The organism is Streptomyces sp. Act143 (genome assembly GCF_003143935.1).
Lineage (GTDB): Bacteria > Actinomycetota > Actinomycetes > Streptomycetales > Streptomycetaceae > Streptomyces.
The window spans coordinates 782,410-805,592 of sequence record NZ_QFRX01000001.1 but is presented as its reverse complement, the minus strand read 5'-3'; the positions used below and the strand labels follow the sequence as shown (position 1 = coordinate 805,592).

Annotated in this window: 19 protein-coding genes; 10 read left to right on the top strand and 9 right to left on the bottom strand. The window is 71.3% G+C overall.

Translation table 11 applies throughout. From position 1 onward, the window contains the following. Window positions 1–62: 62 nt before the first annotated feature. The gene (locus DI272_RS03515) at window positions 63–455 is read right to left on the bottom strand and encodes an STAS domain-containing protein (RefSeq protein WP_109493658.1); all 393 of its coding nucleotides are present in this window, start codon (window positions 453–455) and stop codon (window positions 63–65) included. Window positions 456–713: 258 nt separating this feature from the next. Here DI272_RS03515 and DI272_RS03510 point away from each other — a divergent pair, with 258 nt between their 5' ends. Continuing rightward, window positions 714–1,340 carry a DoxX family membrane protein gene (locus DI272_RS03510; RefSeq protein ID WP_109493657.1) on the top strand — a complete coding sequence of 209 codons (627 nt, stop codon included), beginning with the start codon at window positions 714–716 and terminating at the stop codon, window positions 1,338–1,340. Between the two features lie 93 nt (window positions 1,341–1,433). On the opposite strand, the gene DI272_RS03505 is transcribed toward DI272_RS03510, so the two are convergent. Then, window positions 1,434–1,865, bottom strand: a complete 432-nt coding sequence (locus DI272_RS03505) for a pyridoxamine 5'-phosphate oxidase family protein (protein ID WP_109493656.1) — start codon at window positions 1,863–1,865, stop codon at window positions 1,434–1,436. 296 nt (window positions 1,866–2,161) lie between these two features. Here DI272_RS03505 and DI272_RS03500 point away from each other — a divergent pair, with 296 nt between their 5' ends. Further along, the gene (locus DI272_RS03500) at window positions 2,162–2,857 is read left to right on the top strand and encodes a response regulator transcription factor (protein ID WP_109493655.1); all 696 of its coding nucleotides are present in this window, start codon (window positions 2,162–2,164) and stop codon (window positions 2,855–2,857) included. A gap of 162 nt (window positions 2,858–3,019) precedes the next feature. Next, the gene (locus tag DI272_RS03495; protein ID WP_375138105.1) at window positions 3,020–4,711 is read left to right on the top strand and encodes a GAF domain-containing protein; all 1,692 of its coding nucleotides are present in this window, start codon (window positions 3,020–3,022) and stop codon (window positions 4,709–4,711) included. 27 nt (window positions 4,712–4,738) lie between these two features. Here DI272_RS03495 and DI272_RS44405 read toward each other — a convergent pair whose 3' ends face one another. Both DI272_RS44405 and DI272_RS03480 read right to left on the bottom strand, forming a co-directional pair. Beyond that, complete coding sequence (locus DI272_RS44405; RefSeq protein WP_181387074.1) at window positions 4,739–6,682, bottom strand: PAS domain S-box protein; 1,944 nt, start codon at window positions 6,680–6,682, stop codon at window positions 4,739–4,741. A gap of 258 nt (window positions 6,683–6,940) precedes the next feature. Beyond that, on the bottom strand, window positions 6,941–8,125 hold the full coding sequence (locus DI272_RS03480; RefSeq protein WP_109493653.1) for a globin domain-containing protein: 1,185 nt from the start codon (window positions 8,123–8,125) through the stop codon (window positions 6,941–6,943). A 384-nt stretch (window positions 8,126–8,509) separates the two neighbouring features. Here DI272_RS03480 and DI272_RS03475 point away from each other — a divergent pair, with 384 nt between their 5' ends. Next, window positions 8,510–8,884 (top strand): hypothetical protein, encoded by a 375-nt coding sequence (locus DI272_RS03475; RefSeq protein ID WP_109493652.1) that lies wholly within the window; start codon window positions 8,510–8,512, stop codon window positions 8,882–8,884. Between the two features lie 209 nt (window positions 8,885–9,093). Next, window positions 9,094–9,456: a helix-turn-helix transcriptional regulator gene (locus tag DI272_RS03470; RefSeq protein WP_109493651.1), complete on the top strand. Its 363-nt coding sequence runs from the start codon at window positions 9,094–9,096 to the stop codon at window positions 9,454–9,456. 58 nt (window positions 9,457–9,514) lie between these two features. On the opposite strand, the gene ppk2 is transcribed toward DI272_RS03470, so the two are convergent. Beyond that, complete coding sequence (gene ppk2, locus DI272_RS03465) at window positions 9,515–10,318, bottom strand: polyphosphate kinase 2 (protein WP_109493650.1); 804 nt, start codon at window positions 10,316–10,318, stop codon at window positions 9,515–9,517. Between the two features lie 166 nt (window positions 10,319–10,484). Then, window positions 10,485–11,240 carry a carbonic anhydrase gene (locus DI272_RS03460; protein ID WP_258314453.1) on the bottom strand — a complete coding sequence of 252 codons (756 nt, stop codon included), beginning with the start codon at window positions 11,238–11,240 and terminating at the stop codon, window positions 10,485–10,487. A 454-nt stretch (window positions 11,241–11,694) separates the two neighbouring features. On the opposite strand from DI272_RS03460, the gene DI272_RS03455 reads away from it, so the two are divergent. Both DI272_RS03455 and DI272_RS03450 read left to right on the top strand, forming a co-directional pair. Beyond that, window positions 11,695–12,354 carry a YceI family protein gene (locus DI272_RS03455; RefSeq protein ID WP_109493648.1) on the top strand — a complete coding sequence of 220 codons (660 nt, stop codon included), beginning with the start codon at window positions 11,695–11,697 and terminating at the stop codon, window positions 12,352–12,354. Between the two features lie 33 nt (window positions 12,355–12,387). Beyond that, window positions 12,388–12,849 carry a GNAT family N-acetyltransferase gene (locus DI272_RS03450; RefSeq protein WP_109500662.1) on the top strand — a complete coding sequence of 154 codons (462 nt, stop codon included), beginning with the start codon at window positions 12,388–12,390 and terminating at the stop codon, window positions 12,847–12,849. Between the two features lie 6 nt (window positions 12,850–12,855). Here DI272_RS03450 and DI272_RS03445 read toward each other — a convergent pair whose 3' ends face one another. The 3 genes from DI272_RS03445 to DI272_RS03435 all read right to left on the bottom strand — a co-directional run bounded on the left by DI272_RS03445 (window position 12,856) and on the right by DI272_RS03435 (window position 16,343). Continuing rightward, window positions 12,856–14,001, bottom strand: a complete 1,146-nt coding sequence (locus tag DI272_RS03445) for a hypothetical protein (RefSeq protein ID WP_109493647.1) — start codon at window positions 13,999–14,001, stop codon at window positions 12,856–12,858. Further along, window positions 13,998–15,446, bottom strand: a complete 1,449-nt coding sequence (locus DI272_RS03440; protein ID WP_109493646.1) for a hypothetical protein — start codon at window positions 15,444–15,446, stop codon at window positions 13,998–14,000. The genes DI272_RS03445 and DI272_RS03440 overlap by 4 nt, the downstream gene beginning before the upstream one ends. A 177-nt stretch (window positions 15,447–15,623) precedes the next feature. Further along, entirely contained in the window at window positions 15,624–16,343 is a 720-nt protein-coding gene (locus DI272_RS03435) for a DinB family protein (RefSeq protein WP_109493645.1), read from the bottom strand. Window positions 16,344–16,520: 177 nt separating this feature from the next. Here DI272_RS03435 and DI272_RS03430 point away from each other — a divergent pair, with 177 nt between their 5' ends. From DI272_RS03430 to DI272_RS03420, 3 genes are all read left to right on the top strand, one after another. Continuing rightward, a complete protein-coding gene (locus DI272_RS03430; RefSeq protein WP_109493644.1) occupies window positions 16,521–17,069 on the top strand; it encodes an FABP family protein in 549 nt (182 codons plus the stop codon). A 119-nt stretch (window positions 17,070–17,188) separates the two neighbouring features. Further along, entirely contained in the window at window positions 17,189–17,641 is a 453-nt protein-coding gene (locus DI272_RS03425; protein WP_109493643.1) for an iron chaperone, read from the top strand. 274 nt (window positions 17,642–17,915) lie between these two features. Then, entirely contained in the window at window positions 17,916–23,117 is a 5,202-nt protein-coding gene (locus DI272_RS03420; protein WP_109493642.1) for a family 43 glycosylhydrolase, read from the top strand. Window positions 23,118–23,183: the final 66 nt, after the last annotated feature.

Here is a 23,183-nt window from a genome sequence, read left to right as displayed (position 1 = left end):
ATGCAGCGGCCCGACGCGCGCTGCGCCCCGCATGCCGGGGCGGACAGCTGGGTGCCGCTCCGTCAGCAGGCGGTGGCGGCGACGCGATCCGCGCGGGACGCGGGGCGGGCACCGTCGGGCGGACCGGGCACCACCTCGAACGCCTCGCCCAGATCCACGCACCGCAGGATGCTCAGCAGCCGGGCGCTCTCGATGACCAGACGGAGCCGGCCGCCGCGGGCGAGGACCCGGTTGCGGGCGCGGCACAGGGTGCGCAGTCCGCTGCAGTCGATGAAGGCCACCTGACGCAGGTCCAGCACCAGGTCGGGGAACGGTACGGCGGTCAGCGAGTCGAGGCGGGCCGACAGCGGCGGCCCCGTGCACAGATCGATCTCGCCGCACAGCTCCACCACGGTCGTGTCGTCGACGACACGTTCCGTGTGGCTGGGGGCGGACACCTCGTGGTCCTTGAACATGGTGTGAGCCAACCCCGTGCGCGGGCCCGCGCGGAAGGGCCGGACGGCCCTGTTCGGGAGGTCGGCCGTGCGGCGAACGCCGGCCGACAGCGGGCCGGCCCGGTGCGCCCGGTACTGAAAGGGCCCTGCGGACAAGGACGTTCGGCCCCCTGCCACGGGCCTCGCAGCCCCTCCGGGCCGGGGTGGCGGAGCGGGACATTGAAGGTGCGACGACCGTCGTCGAGTGCCCCAGCATCACCCCTGGAAGGGATGAGCACCATGGCCGTTCACGATCACCCGCACCGTCACCCGGGATTCCGCTTCCCGTCCCTGCGCAGGAGCGGGACGGCGAGGCCCACGACCGAGGCGAGCGCTGCCACCACGGCGACCGCGACCAGCCCGTACGTCCTGGCCGTGCTCCGCGTCCTGACCGGCTTCGTCTTCCTGTGGGCGTTCCTCGACAAGACCTTCGGCTTCGGCTACGCCACCCCGTCCGGCAAGGGCTGGATCGACGGCGGCTCGCCCACCAAGGGCTTCCTGAGCGGGGTCGCCGCCGGTCCGATGGAGTCCACGTTCCACGACTGGGCCGGGGCCGGCTGGGCCGACTGGCTGTTCATGCTCGGCCTCCTCGGCATCGGTCTCGCGCTGATCGCGGGCATCGGGCTGCGGCTCGCCGCCGTCGCCGGTACGGCGATGATGGCCCTGATGTGGATCGCCGAGTGGCCGCCCGCCAAGCACCTGTCCGACGGGTCCGCGAGCATGTCGACCAACCCGTTCGCCGACTACCACCTCGTGTACGCCGTCGTCCTGATCGCCCTCGCGGCCGCGGGCGCCGGTGCCACCTGGGGGCTGGGCAAGCTCTGGGCGCGACTGCCCTTCGTCAGCCGGAACCGCTGGCTGATCTGAACCGACCCCGCCCATGACCGGGGCCCCGCCGCACTGACGCGGCGGGGCCCCGGGCTGTGCGGGGGAGACCGGCGGCCCGTCGGGCGGTGCCGCTCAGGCATCCGGGACCGCCGCGTCCGCCGCGGTGAGCAGGACCCCGGTCACCAGATCGGGGCGGATCCGGACCGCGTAGTCCATCGTCCGGTCCACCCAGGGCCGCAGCATCTCCCGGTACCGGGCCAGCTCACGCGGGTCCGTCACCAGACGGGCGTACCCCGTGACGACGACGCTCCAGCCGAGGTGCGTGTCGGGGTCGATGACGTCGGCCTCGTAGGCGACCACCACGCCGGTGCTGGGCGCCTGCCGGGTGTGCGAGGTCAGGGCGGCGCCCTCATGAGTGCGGATGACGATGTCGCCGCCGTCCACCACGTGGTTGACCGGGCGGATCTGCGGCAGCGCGTGCCGTGTGAAGACGACCCGGCCCAGGGACACCCCACCGAGCAGTCTCAGGGCTTCGGAGCTGTCCAGTTCCCTCTTGATGGTCATGAAGGTCTTCCGTGAGGCTGCGGCGTCGACCCTGCGTGCTGCCGGTGGCTGAGCGCGCTGCGAGTGACGGTGCGTGCTGCGGGTAGGGGACAGACCGATGGAACGCCCTGGCGTCCGGCGGGGGCTAGGGCCGTTCGGCCCTGCCCGCCGTCCCTCCGGCCCCTCGCGGACGCGGCCCGGGTCGAAAGAGGGCCGACCGGCCCTGGTCTTTCGACCCGGGAACGAGAAAGATCTCCAGAAGGAGCCGATGACCCACGAGCGGGCACCGGCACGGCACACGGAACGAGGAGCGTTCAATGGCGGACGGCGCGGGACAGCCCGGCCCCGACAACCCGATCAGGGTCTTCCTGCTCGACGACCACGAGGTGGTACGGCGCGGAGTGCGCGACCTGCTCGACGACGAACCGGACATCACCGTCGTCGGCGAGGCGGGCACCGTCGAGCAGGCCCTGGTCCGGGTCCCCGCCCTGCGCCCGCAGGTCGCCGTCCTCGACGTGCGCCTGCCCGACGGCGACGGCGTGACCGTCTGCCGGGAGCTGCGCTCCCGCATGCCCGAGCTGACCTGTCTGATGCTGACCTCCTTCGACGACGAGGAGGCCCTGCTGGACTCGATCATGGCCGGGGCGTCCGGGTACGTCCTCAAGCAGATCCAGGGCTCCGACCTGGTGTCGGCGGTGCGCACGGTGGCCGCGGGCCAGTCGCTGCTCGACCCCAGCGCCACCACCAAGCTGATGGCCCGGCTCCGGCAGGGCCAGCAGCAGGAGGAGGAGCCCGAGGCGCTGCCCGGACTGACAGAGCGGGAGCGGGAGATCCTGACCCTGATCGGCGAGGGGCTCACCAACCGCCAGATCGGGCAGCGGCTGTATCTCGCCGAGAAGACCGTCAAGAACCACATCTCCCGGCTGCTGGCCAAGCTCGGCGTGGAGCGGCGCATCCAGGCCGCCGTCATAGCCACCCAGGCCCAGGACCGGCTCCGGCAGGACGGCCACTGATCAGGGCCCCGACAGGGCCCCGACGTGATCACCAGGGGCTCCTTACCGTCCGCTCGGGCGGGCCGATACCGTGGCAGGAAACTGGCACGGTCGGCCGCCGCGGGGCGGACGGGACCTGGAGGATCGCAGGTGGGAAGCTCCGAGGAGTTCTCGAAGGCCCGGATGCGGCTGCCGCAGCTGAGGCTGGACGAGCTGCTGGAGGAGTTGCAGGCCCGGCTGGACGCGGCCCGCGGCACTCGTGACCGGGTGCACAGCCTGCTGGAGGCGGTGCTCTCGGTGGGGCGCGAGCTCGACCTGGAGCAGGCGCTGCGGAGCATCGTGGAGGCCGCCGCGGCCCTGGTCGACGCGCAGTACGCGGCCCTCGGCGTGATCGGCCCCGACGGCAGGCGGCTGTCCGCCTTCCACACCGTCGGCGTCTCCGAGGAACAGATCGCCCGGATCGGCCCGTACCCGGAGGGGCACGGCATCCTCGGAGAGTTGATCACCCATCCCGAGCCGCTGCGGCTGGCGAAGCTCTCCGAACACCCCTCCTCCTACGGGTTCCCGGCCCATCACCCACCCATGAACACCTTCCTCGGCGTTCCCATCCGGGTGCGGGACCAGGTGTTCGGCAACCTGTATCTGACGGAGAAGCGCGGCGGGGTGCAGTTCGACGAGGAGGACGAGTCGGTCCTGTCGACCCTTGCCGTCGCCGCCGGTGTCGCCATCGACAACGCCCGGCTGTACGAGGAGTCCCGGCTCAGGGAGCGCTGGCTGCGGGCGAGCGCGGAGATCACGCACAGCGTGATGTCCGGCAGTGAGCGCGGCAAGGTCCTCCGGGTGATCGCGGAACGGGCCCGGGAGATCACCGGCGCCGAGCTCGCGCTCGTCGCCGTCCCCGTCGAGGGCACCGGCTCGCTGACGACGGAGCTGGCCATCGGAGAGGGCGCCGAGGCCTACCGCGGCCTCCTGGCTCCCGTGGACGACGGGCTGGTCGGCCGGGCCTTCTCCAGCGGGGTCCCCGCCACCGTCGCCGACGTCTCACGGGACCCGTGGATCGCCTCGGTCCCGGCGGGCGCCACCGGGCTCGGTCCCGCGGTGGCCGTGCCGATCGGGACGGGGGAGGGCGTCCGGGGCGTCGTCCTGCTGGTGCGGCCGGCCGGCCACCCCCCGTACTCCGGACAGGAGATCGAGCCGCTCCAGGCGTTCGCCGCGCAGGCCGCGGTAGCCATGGAGCTCGCGGAGCGCCGGCGTGATGCCGCGCAGATCGCCGTCCTCCAGGACCGCGACCGGATCGCCCGCGACCTGCACGACCTCGCCATCCAGCGGCTCTTCGCCACCGGCATGACCCTGCAGAGCGCGGGCCGCTTCATCGACCACCCCGAGGCGTCGAAGCGCGTGGTGCGGGCGGTCGACGACCTCGACGAGACCATCAAGATCATCCGGTCGACCATCTTCGGCCTGCGGGCCCGCGAGGACACCCCCGGCTCCGGTCTGCGGGCCCGCGTGGTGCGTGTCGTCGGGGAGGCCGCACCGGTGCTGGGGTTCGCGCCGAGCGTGCGGATGGAAGGCCTGCTCGACACCCATGTGGCCAAGGACGTCGCCGAGCACGCGGTGGCCGTCCTGTCCGAGGCCCTGACCAATGTCGCCCGGCACGCCCGTGCGACGCGCGCCGACGTGGTGCTGGAGACGGACGGCCGTGAGCTCAGGCTGACCGTCTCGGACGACGGTGTGGGCATCCCGGCCGGGGGCCGTCGCAGCGGACTGCGCAACATGGCCGAACGCGCCGAACAGCTGGGCGGGGAACTGGAGTCGACCTCGCCGCCCGGCGGCGGGACGACGCTCGTGTGGCGGGTGCCCGTCCAGGAGAAGTAGCGGCCGCGTCCCGTACGCGGGTGCGTCTCACAGTTTGAGCGTGAACCACGTGGTCTTGCCCTCGTCGGTGGGACGTACCCCCCAGCCGTCGGCCAGGGTACGGACGAGCAGCAGGCCGCGGCCGGACTCCTCGTCCTCCGCCGCGATCCGCGGCTGCGGCAGGTGCGGACTGCGGTCGCTCACCTCGACCGTGAGGTCCGTGGCGGTCCGGCACAGATGCAGCGCGATGGGGCCCTCGGCGTGCTGGACCGCGTTGGTGAGGATCTCGGAGAGCAGCAGCCGGGCCTCCTCCGCCGGGCCGGTGCACTCCCAGGCGACGAGCGCCTTGTTGAGGAACGTGCGTCCCTCCGGCACCGAGGACGGCAGGGCGGGCAGATCGGTGGTGACCGCCGCCAGCGGCGCCGCCGGAAGCTGTGCCAGCAGCAGGGTCACGTCGTCGTCGTGGCTGTCGGCGTCGGGCAGCAGACTGGTCAGGACGTGGTCCGCGGCGGTCTCCAGATCGGGGGCGTCGACGAAGAAGCCGTCCAGGACGGAGGTGAGCTGCCCGAGGCGCACCTCGATGTCGCTGCCGGGTGTCTCGATCAGCCCGTCGGTGTAGAGGACGAGGGTGGAGCCGGGCGGTATGTCCGCGCAGGACTGCTCGTAGAGGATGCCGCCGACGCCGAGCGGTGCGTTCACCGGGGTCGTCAGGCCGGAGACGCCGCAGCCCGGGGGAGCGACCAGCACGGGCAGGTGACCGGCCGAGCAGACAGTAACGGTTCCGCTGTCCGGGGCCACGACCAGATAGCAGCAGGTGACGAGCTGGTCGGGGACGTCCAGGTCGGCGACGCAGGTGTCCAGGGCCTGCATCAGCTGGCGGGGTTGCATGCCGGTCTTGGCCAGGGCGTGCGCGGCGGAGCGCAACTGGCCCATCACGGCGGCGGCTTCGAGACCGCGGCCCATCACGTCACCGATGAGGACCCCCACCCGGCCGGCTCCCAGGGGGATCAGGTCGAACCAGTCGCCGCCCACGCCCGCGCCCTGGGTGGCGGGCCGGTACCGGCTCGCGGTCGCCAGCCCCGGGACCGCGGACGGGGTGCCCATGAGGCTGCGTTGCAGCGTGAGCGCGATGTGCCGCTGCTGCTCGTAGAGGACGGTGAGCTCGGCCTCGGCCCGTTTGCGGTCGCTGATGTCCCGGACGATGGCGCAGGCGCCGAAGATCCGGCCCTGGGTGTCGCGGGTGGGCCACAGGGTGACGTCCACGTCCAGCAGCTCGTTGGCGCGGGTCAGGCGCAGCGTCTCGAAGTGCTCGACCTTCTCCCCGTGCCGCAGCCGGTGCAGCAGGGCGGTGATCTCCTCGCGCTTCTCCCGCGGGGCCAGCACGGACACATGACGGCCGATGACCTCCTGGGCGGTGTAGCCGTAGAGGTTCTGCGCCGCGGCGTTCCAGTAGGTGATGTAGCCGTCGAGGGTCTTGGCGAGGATCGCGTCCTGGGAGGACTCCACCAGCGCGGCGAGTTCGTTGATCCGGGCCTCGGCGGCTCTGCGGTCGCTGACGTCACGGACCGCGGCGGACACCAGGAGCCCGTCCGCGGTCTCCAGCGGGCTGAGGCTGATCTCGACCGGGAACTCGGTGCCGTCCTTGCGCAGTCCGTGCAGATCGAGTCCGGCGCCCATGGGGCGGACCTGGCGGTTGGCGGCGTAGCCCCCGCGGTGCCGGGTGTGGTGCGGGCGGAAGCGGTGCGGGATCAGCAACTCCACCGGATGGCCGAGGAGTTCCTCGCGGCGGTAGCCGAACAGGGCCTCGGTCTGGGCATTGACGAGTTTGATGATGCCGCTGTCGTCGACGATGACCATGGCGTCCGGTGCCGCCTCCAGCAGGCCGCGGAACCGGTCCTCGGCGGCGCCCGGCCCGAGGGGGGCGGACTCTCCGCAGGCGCACGGCGTCCGCTGCGGGCCGTCCGCCACGTCCCGTACTGGAATCAGGCCCATGTCTCTCCCCAACCCACTGCCGGTGACGGTTCGGGTCATCTCACCGCACTCGGACGGGAATCGAGACGCTTTGTCGCTTACTGTCCGTACCCGGGCGGAACCTGTCCGCCGCATGGACGTTCGTTGCCCGTCTCGCGTCGGGGCGGTGATCACGGCCAGGAAACAAGCGGGCCGGATCCCGGTCGGTGAGGGTGCCGACGGGAATCCGGCCCGGCGAGTCGTCCGGTGTCTCCGGTGGAGCGGACGGGTGATTCCGCGTCAGGAGGCGTCGGCCAGCCACAGGTCGGGGCCGAACACCTCGTAGCGGATGTGCCGCGGCGGGACACCCCGGTCCAGCAGCTGAGCACGGACGGCGCGCATGAACGGCAGCGGGCCGCACAGGTACACGGTGGCGTCCGACGGCACGTCGAGCCCGTCGAGGTCCATCAGGCCGGAGCGGGCCCCGGGCTCGGCGATCCCGAAACGCTCGTACCAGAACACGGCTTCGGCGTCCGGCAGCCGTTCGGTGAGCGCGCGCGTCTCGGTGCGCAGGGCGTGGGTGCCGGGGGAGACGTCCGCGTGCAGGGCCAGCACCCGGCGGGTGGAGCCGGTGGCGGCGAGGTGGGCGAGCATGCCGACCATGGGCGTGCAGCCGATGCCGGCGGAGACCAGGACGAGCGGGGTGTCCGCTTCGTCGAGGACGACGTCACCGAAGGGCGCGGAGAGGGTCAGCTCGTCGCCGACACGCACCGTGCCGTGCAGCAGGGTGGACACCTCTCCGCCGCCCACCCGCTTGACGGTGATACGGCGCAGCTCCCCACCGGGGTCGCCGGACAGGGTGTACTGGCGCAACTGGTGCACACCGTCCGGCATCAGGACCCGGACGCTGACGTACTGCCCGGCCTTCGCCTCGGGGGCCGGGGCGCCGTCGGCGGGACGCAGCACGAAGGAGACCACGTCGGAGGTCTCCTCGTTCCGCTCGACGACCGTCCACGGCCGCCACACCTCGCCCGGCTCGACACCGGCCTCCAGGTAGATACGGGCCTCCTGGGCGATCAGGGCGCCGGCCATCAGCCAGTAGACCTCGTCCCAGGCCGCGGCCACCTCCGGGGTGACCGCGTCGCCGAGGACCTCGGCGATCGCACCGAACAGGTACTTGTGGACGATCGTGTACTGGTCCTCGGTGACCCCGACCGCGGTGTGCTTGTGGGCGATCCGCGCCAGCAGCGCGTCCGGGCGGGTGTCCGGGGCGGCGAGGAGCGCGCTCGCGAAGCCCGCTATCGACCCGGCCAGTGCCCGGCGCTGGTCCCCGCTGGCCTGGTTGCCCCGGTTGAACATTCCGTCCAGCAGTTCGGGGCGGTCGCGGAACATCGCGCCGTAGAAGCGCGTGGTGATCTCGTCGAGGGCTCCGGCCACGGCGGGCAGCGTGGCCCGAACGACGGTGGCGGACTCTGCGGACAGCATGAAGCCTCCGGGAAAAGAGGTGGAACAAGGGAGCGCGGGGCATCGGCCCCGCGACACACCACCTTCGTCCCCGGCCCCTCGGGTGCTCCAGGGCCCCATGGGCACGGAGTCCAGGGCCGACCGGCCCTATTGCAGGAGGGACCCTCGGGGTCGGGATGCGATCCGGCGACGGCTCGGCGGCCGGGGCGTCAACTTCTTGGTCGATCACGGAAGTTCCGGACAACCGAACGATCCGGTCGCGCCGTTGTTCGGTCGTTGTCCGGCCGTCACAGATCAGTCCCAGAGAGTCGGTCCTGACGGGCGGGCCGCTTGCGTACGGTCCGTGGCATCGAGGCGGTCCGGCGGCGCCGGTCCGTCGCAGTCAATGGAGCCATTGGAGGCACTGTGGCGAGTGTGGAAGTGTCGTTGAAGGAGATGATGGCGGGGATCGAGGGGGCCCTGGGAGCCGCGGTCGTCGACTACACCAGCGGAATGGCGCTGGGCACGCTCGGCGGCGGCAAGGACCTGGATCTCACGGTCGCCGCGGCCGGCAACACGGACGTGGTCCGTGCCAAGGTGCGCACGATGGAGCAGATCGGCCTCAAGAGCCGTATCGAGGACGTGCTGATCACGCTGGACAGCCAGTACCACCTGATCCGCCCGGTCACCGGCCGCAGCGGCAACGGCCTGTTCCTCTACCTCGTCCTCGACAAGGCCCGCTCGAACCTGGCCATGGCCCGGCACCAGCTCAAACGCGTCGAGGAGGTGATCGAGATCTGACTCGGGCGACGCAGCCGGGGCCACTGCTGCCCATCATGTGAAGACTTCTTCAAGTCACCACATCAGCATGGTCCCAATGTGTGTTCGCGCACGGCCCGGGGCGTGAAGGATCGGCATCCGAGGGCGGCCTGTGATGCGGCGGTGCCCCCTCAGGTGCCGTCGCACCCCGGCAGCCGCAGTCCCACCCAGCCGACAAGGAGCGAGCATCCATGCAGGCCCCCCTCTACCAGGTCAAGGCGGAGTTCTTCCGCATGCTCGGCCACCCCGTGCGCATCAGGGTGCTGGAGCTCCTCCAGCACGGGCCCGTGTCCGTACGGGATCTGCTCGCCGACATCGAGATCGAGCCGTCCAGCCTCTCCCAGCAACTGGCCGTGCTGCGCAGATCCGGCATCGTCGTGTCCATGCGGGAGGGCTCGACCGTCCGCTACGCGCTCGCAGGCGGCGACGTCGCCGAACTCCTGCGCGCCGCCCGCCGCATCCTCACCGAACTGCTCACCGGCCAGCACCAGCTGCTCGCCGAGTTGCGCCAGGCGGACGACACTCCCGTGGAGCCCGTGCACACCGGCGGATGACGGCACGGCGAGGTGACCGCCGCGCGGGAGCCGTCGGAGATCAGCCGCGCGGGGGCCGTCAGAGATCTGCCGCGTGGTCGGGGACGTAGGTCTGGAGATCGCGCGGGGTGCGTACATAGCCGGTGGAGGCCGGGCGCTCGGGCAGTTCGAGCACGGGCGGCGGCACCTCCTGGTACGGCACCGAGTCGAGGAGGTGGGCGATCATGTTGAGCCGGGCCCGCTTCTTGTCGTCGCTCTCGACGACGTACCAAGGGGCCTCGGCGATGTCGGTGTGCACCATCATCTCGTCCTTGGCGCGGGAGTACGCCTCCCAGCGGGTGAGCGACTCCAGGTCCATCGGGGACAGCTTCCAGCGCCGCAGCGGGTCCTCCAGGCGGCGCCGGAAACGGTCCTGCTGCTCGGTGTCGCTCACCGAGAACCAGTACTTGCGCAGCAGGATGCCGTCCTCCACCAGCATCCGCTCGAAGATCGGGCACTGGCGCAGGAACAGCTGGTACTCCTCCTTGGTGCAGAAACCCATCACGTGCTCCACGCCGGCCCGGTTGTACCAGGACCGGTCGAACAGCACGATCTCCCCGGCGGCCGGCAGATGCTCGACGTACCGCTGGAAGTACCACTGCGTCCGCTCCCGCTCGGTCGGCTTCGGCAGGGCCGCGATCCGGGCGACGCGGGGGTTGAGGTGCTCGGAGACCCGCTTGATGGTGCCGCCCTTGCCGGCCGCGTCCCGCCCCTCGAAGACGACGACCAGCCGGGCCCCCTCGGCCCGCACCCACTCCTGGAGCCTCACCAACTCCGTCTGCAGACGCAGCAGTTCACGCTCGTAGACCTTGCGTGACACCTTCTCCTTCGCCTTGCCGGCCATGCGTCCACCTCTTCGCCTACGTGGTCGGGTCCCCGTGTCGGCACAGTACTGTCCGATCAGCGCGAGGTCCGGCAGGCGGGAACGCCGGGGCCGTCGGAACCCTCGGGGGGCCATCGGGCGACGTCGGCTGGAACGACGCCGGCGCCGCCCCCCCCGTGCTCCTCCGTCAGCCGGCGATGCGGTGCACGCGCTGCGTGCTCAACTCGTAGCGGGCACCCACGACGGCCAGCTCGCCGCCCGCGACCTTCGCCGCGAGGTCGGGCTCCGCCGCCAGCCGCGCGCGGACCGCCCGCACGTTGGCGTCGATGGTCGCGTCGACACGGGCGTCACCTTCCTCGCCGTGATCGATGTTCGGTCGTATCTGGTCGGCCAGGTACTGGATGTGCGCGGGCAGGGGTTCGTCGGACTCCTCCGCCTCCACCGCCGCCCGCACCGCGCCGCACGACTGATGGCCGAGGACGAGGACGAGGGGTATTCCGAGCTCCAGCACCCCGTACGCGATGCTGCCGAGCACGGCCTCGTCCAGCACCTCTCCCGCGCTGCGCACGGTCATCAGGTCGCCGAGTCCCTGGTCGAAGACGAGCTCCGGAGGGACCCGGGAGTCGATGCAGCCGAGGACGACCGCGAAGGGGTGCTGTCCCGAGACCAGGGCCTGGCGGGTGGCCGGTGTCTCGTCAGGGTGCCGCTCGTGGAAGGTGCGCCAGCGGCGATTGCCCGCCGCCAGCTCCCGCAGCGCCTCGTCGGGTGTGCCGGGCCGAGGACGTGCCGCCGGGGAGGGCGTGGAGGCGGCGGAGACCGCGGGGGCCGCGGAGGCCGGGGACGCGCCGAGTGCGAGGCCGGTGCCGAGGGCGGCGGCGCCGGTCAGTCCGGCCCGCAGGAAAGTGCGGCGGACGGGCCTGTCGGGGGTGGCTTGAGAGGTCACGGAGAGGAACGTAGGTCCGAGTCCCGATCTGGTCCGTCGCGTTGCCAACAGCGGGGCAAAACAGGGGAGAAGCATGACGGGACGATGGATCCTGCTTGACCCGCACCCGGGGCGGCGGCGGGCCGCGGGGGCAGCCCCGCCGCGGACCACGGGCTGTGCGCGGGGGAATTCGGGACTGACTCATTCACATGCCTCCAGGTCCGCACTCGAAGTGAGGCAGCCTGTACAAAGAGCGCCGCACGGAATGGGTATGCACCTTTTCTCCGGCCATGCTGACACGCCCTGAAATGCCTGAAAACTATGCTGACTTCGATTTTCGCGCGCCGGCGGAAAACGACGAGAAGTAGTCAGAATCCTTTGATGAGGGGGGAGTTGGATGGGGGACCTGTGGATATTTCGCCAATTCCCCGGGCGGACTTGCCTCGTCAACTCCCGTGCAGTAACTAGGTGAATCATGAATTTGTTCAGCCGTGGCACTCCGTTCCGCCGCACGGAGCCCACACTCACCCCCCAACCCCCCACCGGCCGTCCGGGCGCCCCCACCGCACTTCTCCCGGACCCCGCCCTGGCCGCCCTGACCGGTGAATGGGTCATCGACCCGGCGCACAGCAGGATCGGCTTCTCCGTACGGCACGCCATGGTGACCACGGTCCGCGGAGCCTTCACGGAATACCAGAGCCGTCTCTACTTCGACGGCCGGGACCCGTCCCGTTCGCAGGCGGAGATCACGGTGTCCACGGCCAGCGTCGACACCGGAGTGGAGCAGCGCGACGCCCACCTCGTGGGCCGCGACTTCTTCGACTCCAAGAACCATCCCCGGATGCGCTTCACCAGCACCGCCGTGGAACCCGTCGGCAACGATGTCTACCGCATGACCGGCGACCTCACCATCAGGGCCACCACCCGTCCCGTGGTCCTCGAACTCACCTACATCGGTCAGGTCACCGACCCCTTCGGCTACCAGCGGGCGGGTTTCGACGGCACCACGACGATCGACCGCACGGAGTGGGGCCTTAACTACAGCTCCAGGCTGGCCGAAGGCGGGGCCATGGTGAGCGAGAAGGTACGCCTCCAGTTCGACATCGCGGCCATCCGCACGGCTCCCGCCGGCTGAGGCGGTACCGTCCCGGACGATATGATCATGATCATGGCGGACTGGGAACTCCGAGCGGCGACGGCAGCGGATCTCGAGGAGTTCGCCGAGATCCGGGCCGTCGTGATGAGGGCGGACCTGGAGCGGCTCGGCCGCTACGACGAGCACCGGGTGCGGCAGCGGCTGCGCGACGCGTACCAGCCCGAGCACACCTGGGCGATCGAGGTGGCCGGCGCCCTGGCCGGCTGCGTGGCACTGCGGCCGGCCGGCGACGCCTACTGGCTGGAGCACTTCCTCCTCGCCCCGGAGCTCCAGGGCCGGGGCATCGGCTCGGCCGTCCTGAGCGGCCTGCTGGAACGCGCCGACCGGGAGGGGGCCCTGACCCGGCTGAACGTCCTCCAGGGCAGCGCGGCCCGCAGACTGTACGAGCGGCACGGGTTCACGCCGGAGTCCGAGGACGAGGTGGACGTGTACATGGTCCGCGTGCCGGCGGACCGGGCACACCGTACGCGCTGAGCCGCGTCAGCGCCGGCGCAGCAGATGACCGAAGCCGGCGCTCTCCAGGCGCTTGCCGAGCGCGGCGCTGTCGATGCCGAACTCGGCCGCCGTGTCCGCGAGATGCCAGTCGTGCGCGGCCAGACGGCTGAGCAGGTGACCGCGGCGGACCTGGTTCTCGGAGAGCCGGAAGGTCTTGAGGTAGACGGTCCGGCCGTGCTCGTCGGTGATCGCCTCGCCGATGTGGTTGTCCCGCTTCGGACGGAACTCGGGCAGGAACCGGGAGAGCGTGAAGCGGCCCATCCGCCGGACCGGCTGCCAGACGCTCTCCTGCTCCACCAGCCCGGCCGCCATGGTCGCGTCGTGGAACTCCTCCCACTGTTCCGTCTGGGCCACGGCGGCCGCCCGCAGCTCGGCCGGCGAGCGGATACCGGCGTCGGCGATGCGCGCCCGGAAGTCCGCCACCGGCGGCATCAGCGTCGCGTAGTGGTGCACCAGATCGCCGTACAGGTCCTGCACCAGCGTCGGATGCAGCGTGCGGTAGTCGTCGGGATGCGGCACCACGAACACGGCGGCCAGCGCGTCGGCCAGATGGACGAGGACGCCGCACTGACCGGGATGGATCTCGAAGACGCTCAGCGCGTCGGCCAGCCCCGGCACCTGCAGTCCCAGACAGGCGGCCTCGACGCGCGGTGACAGTCCCTGCCGCAGGGCCTGCCGCGACCACTCCTCCCACGCGACGGCGGGGCCGCCGAAGTGCAGCGCGAGATAGCCCTCCAGAGCGAGGTGCAGCGGCAGGAACCGCAGCCGCCCCCTGGCCTCCTGACGGGCCATCCGGCGATGGAAGTGCAGCCGCGCCGCCGCCACCGGCTCCTGCTCCGCCCGGCTCCCGGCCAGCTGGGTGCCGTAGGCGGCGGCGGGGGAGCCGTCCCCGGTCCACTCGGCGACGAAGCTGTGCGGGATGTAGGAGCAGTAGCTGCCCGCACGCCCCAGGTCGACCACGCCGGGACCGGCGTGGACGCGCGGATGCAGCCGCAGGTCCGTCACCGGCTCGGCCCGCACCAGGGGCACCAGCCGTACCGCACCCCACACCTGCGAGGGGCGCGTCCGCAACCCGTCGAACAGGCCGGAGGAGGCGGCGAAGGGCGCCTGAGCCTTGCTGTACGACGTCATCGCGCGCCCCCGTTCGCCCGCTGCCCCGGCACGGCGGCGAGCCGCTCCGCGCGGGCGTCCAGATAGGCCGTCAGCTCGGCGAGCCCGGTCCGCCCCTCGGCGAACTGCGCGATCTCCACGAGCGCCGGCAGATCCTCCGCGTCACGGACACCCGCGGTCGGCACGCTCGGCGCGAGCCGTCGTACGTCGAAGTCGTCGGCGTCGTACACCGGGTTGAGGTGGACCACACTCGTGCGGCGCTCCGGATCGAGACGGGTGCGCCAGACGCGCAGCACCTCCGCCGCCAGCCCGGGCGGGGCGTTGTCCCAGCCGTCGGAGACGATCACCAGCCGGTCCGGGGCCGTCTCCAGCGCGTCGAGAATCCGCTCGCCCAGCGGGGTCGGACCGACCGGATGCGCGAGCAGGGCGTCACGACGGCCGGAGGTCCACAGCCCGGCATAGCGGCCGGCGAGCGCTTCGAGCAGGTAGTGGCAGGCGAGGGCGACCACCAGCGGCCGACGCCGCTTCACTCCCGAACCGTAGGAGGAGAAGCTGTCGTCCAGTACGGCGGTGACCTGGCCCCACGTGCCGCGGTGCGCACCGGCCACGCGCGCGGCAGCCGCCCGCAGCGCGCCGGTGAGCTCATCACGCCGTTCGACCCGCTCGGAGGCGGGCAGCGAGAGCACATACCCGGCGAGCCGCGTCAGCGGCATCCGGGCCAGATCGACCGCGACCGCCGCGGCGCCCTGCCGCACCGCCGCCTCCTGGAGCCGCAGCGTCTCCAGCCGCGTCAGCCGGGGCGCGATCCGCTCCAGGAAGACGGCACGCGGAATGCCGTGCTTCGCCGCGAAGCCCTCGGCCACGGTGTACGGCAGCTCGTAGACCGCCGCCTGCTCGTAGTGCGCACGGCGCCAGGTCTCCAGGATCGGGGTGTCGTAGTGGGCGCGGCTCAGCGGCGCGAACAGGAACGTGCCCAACTCGTCGCCGGCCGACGCGAGATGAGCGTGCCGCAGGGCCTGCTTCAGGCCGCTCCGGTACTTGACCGCGTCGAAGGCCAGATCGGGCCGGGCGGCCAGCCAGTCGCGCAGCAGGGCGCGGGTACGGCGGTTGTTCACCCCGGCCCGACGCAGTGCGCGGAACAGCCCGTAGACCCGCTGGGGCGGCAGCAGCGCCAGCCGCCCGGCGATCAGCCGGCCCTCGCTGCGGCGCTGCTCCGCGGTGGCCTCGGCGGACGTCTCCAGCAGCCCGCGCACGATCAGCGCGGCGTTGTGGTCGTTGATGTCGAGGGCCAGCACACCCGCGTACAGATCCCGGTAGTTGCCGAGCATGTACGCGTGCAGGAATTCGAGGGAGAGCCGCTGGGCGCCCGCGTCGGAGTGGAACTCGCGCTGCCCGGTCGCGGTGATCGCCGCGTTGACGAACAGCAGCACGTCGTCGGCCGCGACGAGATCCCCGAACGACTCCATGCCTGTGCTCCGCCCCCCGTGGTGCCGAATGCCGGCCGGGGAATGAGGGCACGAGCTGCGAATCATTGCTGTACAGGCAGGTTCCGGAAGTCGCACCGAAGTCCCGCGGCCGGCGCGTGGACGTTAACACGCCGCCGAGCCGCGCCTCCACGGCATTTCGCCGGCCCCGGGCACCGGCTACCGGGCACCGTCGGAGCGGGCCCGCCACAGGTCGCGCAGGAGCGCGATCTCCGCCATGTGGTGGATGAACTCGAGGTTCGCGCCCCACAGCACACTGATGTACGGCTCGTCGGCGTCGCCGCCGTACGGGTACTGGGAGAACCCGACGGTGTCGAGCTGCTCCTCGGTCATCCGGCCCACGCTCTCCCGCCAGCGGTCGATCACCGGCCAGAACCGCTCCAGCGTCACGGCGGCCGACGGCGAGAAGTCGACCATCAGTTTCGGGTCCTGACGCCGCTCGCCGAAGGCCCATTCCCACGCTCCGGCGAACTCGAAGTGCAGATGCCCGAGGCGCCACGCGATGGTGGTGACCGGTGTCCTGTCGGGCTCCAGCGGACCGGTGTGGTCGAGGACCTCCTGGACCCGTTCGACGCTGACGCTCCAGTCCTCGGCGATCTTCTCGACGGACATGCCGGAGGCGGCCTGCCGGGCGACCTCCTCGTACTCGTTCGCCGGGATGTCCGGCGCGCCGAGGTCGAGCACCCAGTCACCGGGCCCGAACGCCCGCGGCGTCACCGCCTCGCCGCGGCGCCGCAGCGACCAGCAGCCGGGTGCGGGCTCCCACAGGTACTCCTCGTCGCCGAGGCCGATGAGCCGGACCTCGGCCATCTCCCGGGCGCGGTCGAACTGGTCGAGCAGCAGGCCGAAACGGTCGGTGCGTGAGCCGGGCGTCTCCATGGGGGCTCTCCTCGCGGTCGTGTGTCGCGTCCCTGGTCCGAGGGGGGAGCCTAGGGGCGGGGGCTCCGGCCGGGCGAGTGAATTACCGGCGGCGGAAACGCGGTTGCTCCCACGACGCCTAGGCTTTTCCCGCCGCCGGCGCGATCCCGCCGGCTCACCCCCAGGAGAGGCCCCACCATGTCCCACCCCGTACCCGACCACCCCTACCGCGACGCCCACGAGCCGGACGGGACACCCGCACCGCACGCGTTGCTGAAGCCGGTGCTCGGCCTTCTGGGGACCTGGCGCGGCCGGGGCCGCGGGGGATACCCGACGCTCGACGGGGATTTCGCCTACGCCCAGGAGGTCACCTTCAGCCACGACGGCCGGCCGTTCCTCCGGTACGAGGCCAGGGCCTGGCTGATCGACGCGGACGACACCCCGCTGCGCCCGGCCGCCCGGGAGAGCGGCTGGTGGCGCATGCAGCCCGACGGGCGGGTGGAGGCCCTGATCACCCAGCCGACCGGCATCGCGGAGATCGCCGTCGGGCGGGCCACGGAGGACGCCGTCGACCTGGCCACCCACCAGGTGGCGCTCACCCCCACGGCCAAGGAGGTCGAGGCCACCCGCCGCCGCTACACGCTGACCGACGAGGACACGCTCACGTTCGTCCACGATCTCGCGGCGGTCGGCCAGCCGCTGCAGCACCACCTCACGGCGGAACTGCGGCGCGCGGACCGGGGCTGACCGCCGTCGCGCACCCGCCCCGAGTCGCGGTCGCGCGGGTATGTCCCCTCCCGCATGATCGGGATAAAGTCCCGTCCCGAAGTCCCGCACCGCAAGATCCACACACGGGGAGATCTGCCATGGCCGGCACGGAAAGCAGCGCGTACGAGGGGTTCACGGCCGAGGAGCGCGCCGCGATGAAGGACCACGCGCGGGAGATGAAGACCGCCGCGAGCCGTCGCTCGAACGCGGACAAGGCGGCGGAGGCGGAGCGGGACGTGCTCGCGAAGATCGCCGAGATGCAGGACTCGGACCGGGTGATGGCCGAACGGGTCCACGCCGTCGTCACCGCCGCCGCCCCGGTCCTCGCGCCCAAGCTCTGGTACGGCATGCCGGCCTACGCGCTGGACGGCAAGGTCGTCTGCTTCTTCCAGAGCGCGGAGAAGTTCAAGGCGCGGTACGCGACCCTCGGGTTCAGCGACCTCGCGCAGCTGGACGACGGCCCGATGTGGGCGGCCGGTTTCGCCCTGACCGAGGTGACGGCCGAGGTGGAGGAACGGATCGGGGCGCTGGTGAAGCGCGCCGTCGGCTGAGACCGGGCCTCCGGCGTACGTCCACCCGGCTCGGTGGGCGTACGCCAACACGGCGTGGAACTCCCGCTGTTGCACCCTGATGACATCGGCTGTTCGACGGGTCGGACATTGTTCGAAACCTCTTGACGCTGCCCCACAACCCGTTTGACACTCTCGCAACACGACGTCACCCAGCCGAAACGTCAGGGCGCCCATGGCCGAGGCGCCCGTTCCCGGCTGACTCCTGCTTGCCCTCCCTCCCCCCGTCAGCCACGCCTCAGCAGGGAAACCCCACATGACGCACCTCGCACGTCCGCGTACCCGCGCGAGACGCCGGGCGGGCCGCCTCGCGGGCCTGACCGCCGTGTCGCTGTTCCTGGGCCTCACCGCTCCCGTCACCTCCGCGACCGCGGCGACCGCCGCGGGCACCGCCGACGTCACCGACGGACTGGCCCTCTGGTACAAGCTCGACGCCGCCTCCGGCAGCACCGTCACCGACGCCTCCGGAAACGGCCGCGACGGCACCGTCAACGGCACCGCCGACTGGTCGGACACCGGCCAGGGCCTCGCCTTCAACGGCTCCGACACCTACGTCAAGGTGCCGAACGACGTCATGAAGGGCATGACCGCGATCACCGTCTCGACGGACGTACTGATCGACTCGGCGCAGACCACGCCGTACTTCATCTACGGCTTCGGCAACTCCAGCGGCAGCAGCGGCAACGGCTACCTGTTCACCACCGGCAACTCCCTGCGCACCTCCATAGCGACCGGCAACTGGTCGACGGAGCAGACGACCAGGCCGGCGGACTCGCACAACCTCACCCGCGCGGTGTGGAAGCACCTCACCTACACGCAGACCGGCTCGACCGGCATCCTCTACGAGGACGGCGTCGAGGTCGGCCGCAACACCTCGGTCAGCACCACCCCCGGCGCCATCGGCTCCGGCACCACCACCGCCAACTACATAGGCAAGTCCGTCTACTCGGGCGACAAGCTCTTCAAGGGCCGCATCCGCGACTTCCGGGTCTACGACCGTGCCCTGGACGCCGCCGAGGTGGAGCAGCTGTCCCTTCCCGTCGCCACCCAGGGCGTCGCCGACGACAAGGCCGCCCTCGACCTGGGCGACACCAGCGCCGTCACCGCCGACCTGGACCTGCCGAAGACCGGTACGGCGGGCGGCTCCACGATCAGCTGGGCCAGCGACAACACCGCCGCCGTCTCGGACACCGGCAAGGTGACCCGCCCCGCCGCAGGCGCACCGGACGCGCACGCCACGCTCACCGCGACCCTGAAGAAGGGCACGGTCAGCGACACCAGGACCTTCGCGATCACCGTCCTGCCCGACTTCGACGACAAGACCGCCACCGAGCAGGCCGCGCAGGCACTCACCGTCCACAACCTCGACGACGTACGCGGCAACCTCACCCTCCCCGCGGACGCCGACCACGGCACCAAGGTCGCCTGGTCCTCGGCGAATCCGGACGTCATCACCGCCGACGGCGTGGTCCACCGGCCCGCGCACGGCGACGGCGCCACCACCGTCGAGCTGACCGCCACCGTCACCAAGGGCACGGCGAGCACGACCCGCACCTTCACCGCCGAGGTCCCCGAACTCCCCGCGAAACAGGCCCTCAAGGGCTACATGTTCAGCTACTTCACCGGCGAGGGCACCGCGGACGGCGAACAGCTCTACGCCGCCCTCAGCAAGGGCGACGACCCGCTCAAGTGGCGGGAGCTGAACGACGGCAAGCCCGTCCTGACCTCCACGCTCGGCGAGAAGGGCCTGCGCGACCCGTTCATCATCCGCTCCCCGGAGGGCGACAAGTTCTACCAGATCGCCACCGACCTGCGGATCTACGGCAACGGCGACTGGGACGCCGCCCAGCGCAGCGGCAGCAAATCCATCATGGTCTGGGAGTCCACCGACCTGGTCCACTGGACGAACCAGCGCCTGGTGAAGGTCTCCCCGGACAGCGCCGGCAACACCTGGGCGCCGGAGGCGTTCTACGACGCCGAGCGCGGTGAGTACGTCGTCTTCTGGGCTTCGAAGCTGTACGACAACGAGGCGCACTCCGGCGACACCTACAACCGCATGATGTACGCCACCACGCGCGACTTCTACACCTTCAGCGAGCCCAAGGTCTGGATCGACCGCGGCTACTCGGTCATCGACTCCACGATGATCCGGCACGACGGCACCTACTACCGATTGTCCAAGGACGAGCGGAACAACACCTCCTCCACCCCCAACAGCAAGTTCATCTTCGAGGAGAAGAGCGACTCGATCCTGGGTTCGTGGACCGCGGTGGCCGAGGGCATCGGCAAGGGCGCGATGAGCGCCGCCGAAGGACCTTTGGTGTTCAAGTCCAACACCGAGGAGAAGTGGTACGCGTTCCTCGACGAGTTCGGCGGTCGCGGCTACCTCCCCTTCGAGACGACCGACCTCGACTCCGGAGTCTGGACCCCGGCCACCGACTACGACCTGCCCGCCAAGCCCCGCCACGGCACCGTCCTGCCGGTCACCCAGGCCGAGTACGACCGCCTGCTGCGCGCCTACCAGCCCGACCAGCTGGTGGAGAGCGTCGAGAGCGTGGACGTGCAGACCAGGACCGGCGAGGCCCCCGTTCTCCCGGCCACCGTGATCGCCACCTACGCCGACGGCGTCAAGCGCCCCGTCGCCGTCACCTGGGAGGACGTTCCCGCGTCGAAGTACGCGCAGCCCGGCACCTTCACGGTCACCGGCAGCCTGCCCGACGGTGCCGCACTCCCGGTCCGGGCCGAGGTCACCGTCTCGCAGGAGGGCCCGGACGTCCCCGCCGACCTGCTCCTGGAGTACGACTTCGACGAGGCCGGCGGCAACATCGCCCGCGACGCCAGCGGCCACGGCCACCACGGGACCTACGTCCGAACTCCCGCCTTCGGCACCGGAGTCGACGGCGGCTCGTTCAAGATGTCCGGCGACTCCGCCACGTCCCCGTACGTGAAGATCCCCAACGGGGTCCTGAAGAACGCCGGCAGCGTGACCGTGTCGGCGTACGCCAAGTGGCAGGGCGGCGCGAGCTTCCAGTGGCTGTTCGGCCTCGGCCCCGACAGCGACAAGTACCTCTTCGCCACTCCCTCCAACGGCGGCTCCAGCCTCTACTCGGCCATCACCAAGGCGAGTTGGTCCGCCGAGTCGAAACTGACGGCCGGCTCGCAGCTCACCCCGGGCGAGTGGCGGCACGTCACCGTCACCCTCGACGGCACCACCGGCACGATGGTCCTGTACGTCGACGGCATCGAGGCGGCCCGCACCACGACCGGCATCACGCCGTCCGAGCTGTACGACGCGAACAAGGACTACAGCGGCTACATCGGCCGCTCCCTGTACGCGGCCGACCCCTACTTCGGCGGCGAGGTCGACGACTTCCGCATCTACGACCGCGCCCTCACGGCCGCGGAGGTCATGGAGCTCAGCGGCAACACCGCGGGCATCGCCAAGGCCACGCAGACCGGCCTGAAGGTCGACGCGATCATCGACAACGCCGGCGGCAGGATCACGCTGCCGATGACGGAGGGCACAGATCTCACCGCGCTGGCACCGGAGTTCACCCTCGCGCACGGCGCGGCGATCAGCCCCGCGTCCGGCAGCGTCCAGGACCTCAGCAAGCCGGTGACGTACGAAGTGACGGGCTCCGACGGCAAGAAGCGCACCTGGACGGTCGCCGCGCTCGTCATGAAGAGCCCGGTGCTGCCCGGCCTCAACGCCGACCCGAACATCGTCCGCTTCGGTGACACCTTCTACCTCTACCCGACCACCGACGGCTTCGAGGGCTGGAGCGGCACCCAGTTCAAGGCGTACTCCTCCACCGACCTGGTCCACTGGAAGGACCACGGCGTCATCCTCGACCTCGGCCCCGACATCTCCTGGGCGGACAGCAGGGCCTGGGCGCCCACCATCGCCGAGAAGGACGGCAAGTACTACTTCTACTTCTGCGCCGACGCCAGCATCGGTGTCGCGGTGTCGGACTCGCCGACCGGCCCGTTCAAGGACGCGCTCGGCCAACCCCTGCTCAAGGCGGGCCAGTTCAGCGGCCAGATGATCGACCCGGCCGTGTTCACGGACGACGACGGCACGTCGTACCTGTACTGGGGCAACGGCCACGCCTACGTCGCGCCGCTCAACGCCGACATGGTCTCCCTCGGCACCGCGAAGACGAAGGACATCACCCCCGGCGGCTACAACGAGGGCTCCTTCGTCATCAAGCGCAAGGGCACCTACTACTTCATGTGGTCGGAGAACGACACCCGGGACGAGAACTACCGGGTCGCCTACGCCACCGGCCCCTCGCCCACCGGTCCGTGGACCAAGCGCGGGGTGATCCTGGAGAAGGACCTGTCGCTCGGCATCAAGGGGACGGGCCACCACTCCGTCGTCCACGTCCCCGGCACCGACGACTGGTACATCGCCTATCACCGGTTCGCCGTCCCCGGCGGTGACGGCACGCATCGCGAAACGACCGTGGACAAGATGGAGTTCGACGCGGACGGCCTGATCAAGAAGGTCGTTCCGACGCTCACCGGTATCGACCCCGTCACGATCGTGCACGCCGGCCCGGACGCCGAGGGCACCGAAGGCGAGGCGGTCGCCCTGCACGGCACCCTCTCGGGCGCGGGCAGCCCGAAGTGGACGGCCGAGGACGGGGCACCCTGCACCTTCGCCGAACCGGCGGCGGCGCGGACCACGGTCACCTGCACCGACGACGGCACCTACACCCTCACCCTGACCGGAGGCCGCAGCAGCGACACGGCGACCGTGAAGACCGCCAACGCGGCCCCGGCCGTCACCTCCGCCACCGGACCCGAGTCGGCGGTGTCCGTCGGCAGGACGGCCGTCGTCACGGCCGCCTTCACCGACCCGGGCGGCTCCGACACCCACACCTGCACCGTCGAGTGGAAGGACGGCGGCGCACCGCAGCCCGGCAGGATCACCGCCACCGGCTGCCGGGCCGAGCACACCTACACCAAGGCCGGTATCCGCCGCCCGGTGATCACGATCACCGACGACGACGGCGCCTCGGACGCCACCACCCTCCCCGAGCTGGTCGTGTACGACCGCGCGGCCGGGCCCGTGTTCGGCACCGGCGTCTTCACCTCCCCGGCCGGGGCCTGTCCCGCCCGCCCGGACCTGACCGGCAAGGCCGCCTTCTCCTTCGTGGCCCGGTACGAGAAGGGGGCCGCCGTGCCCACGGGGTGGGCGTCCTTCGACTTCGGCCCGGCCCGGCTGAAGTTCCGCTCGACCGGCTCCGACTGGCTCGTGGTCACCGGCTCCCAGGCCGTCTACCAGGGCTCCGGCACGGTCGCCGGTGCCGGCGGCTACGCGTTCCGGGTCACGGCCACCACGGACTCGTACCGCATCAGGATCTGGAAGAAGGCGGGCGGCGACGTCGGCTACGACAACGCCACCAGCCCGAAGATGGCCGGCATCATCACCTTCGGCACCGCCCGAGGTTGAACGGGACCCCGGACGGCGCGGGCTGCGACGGCTGCCCGCGCCGCCACGGCCGTCCGGCGAGGTGGG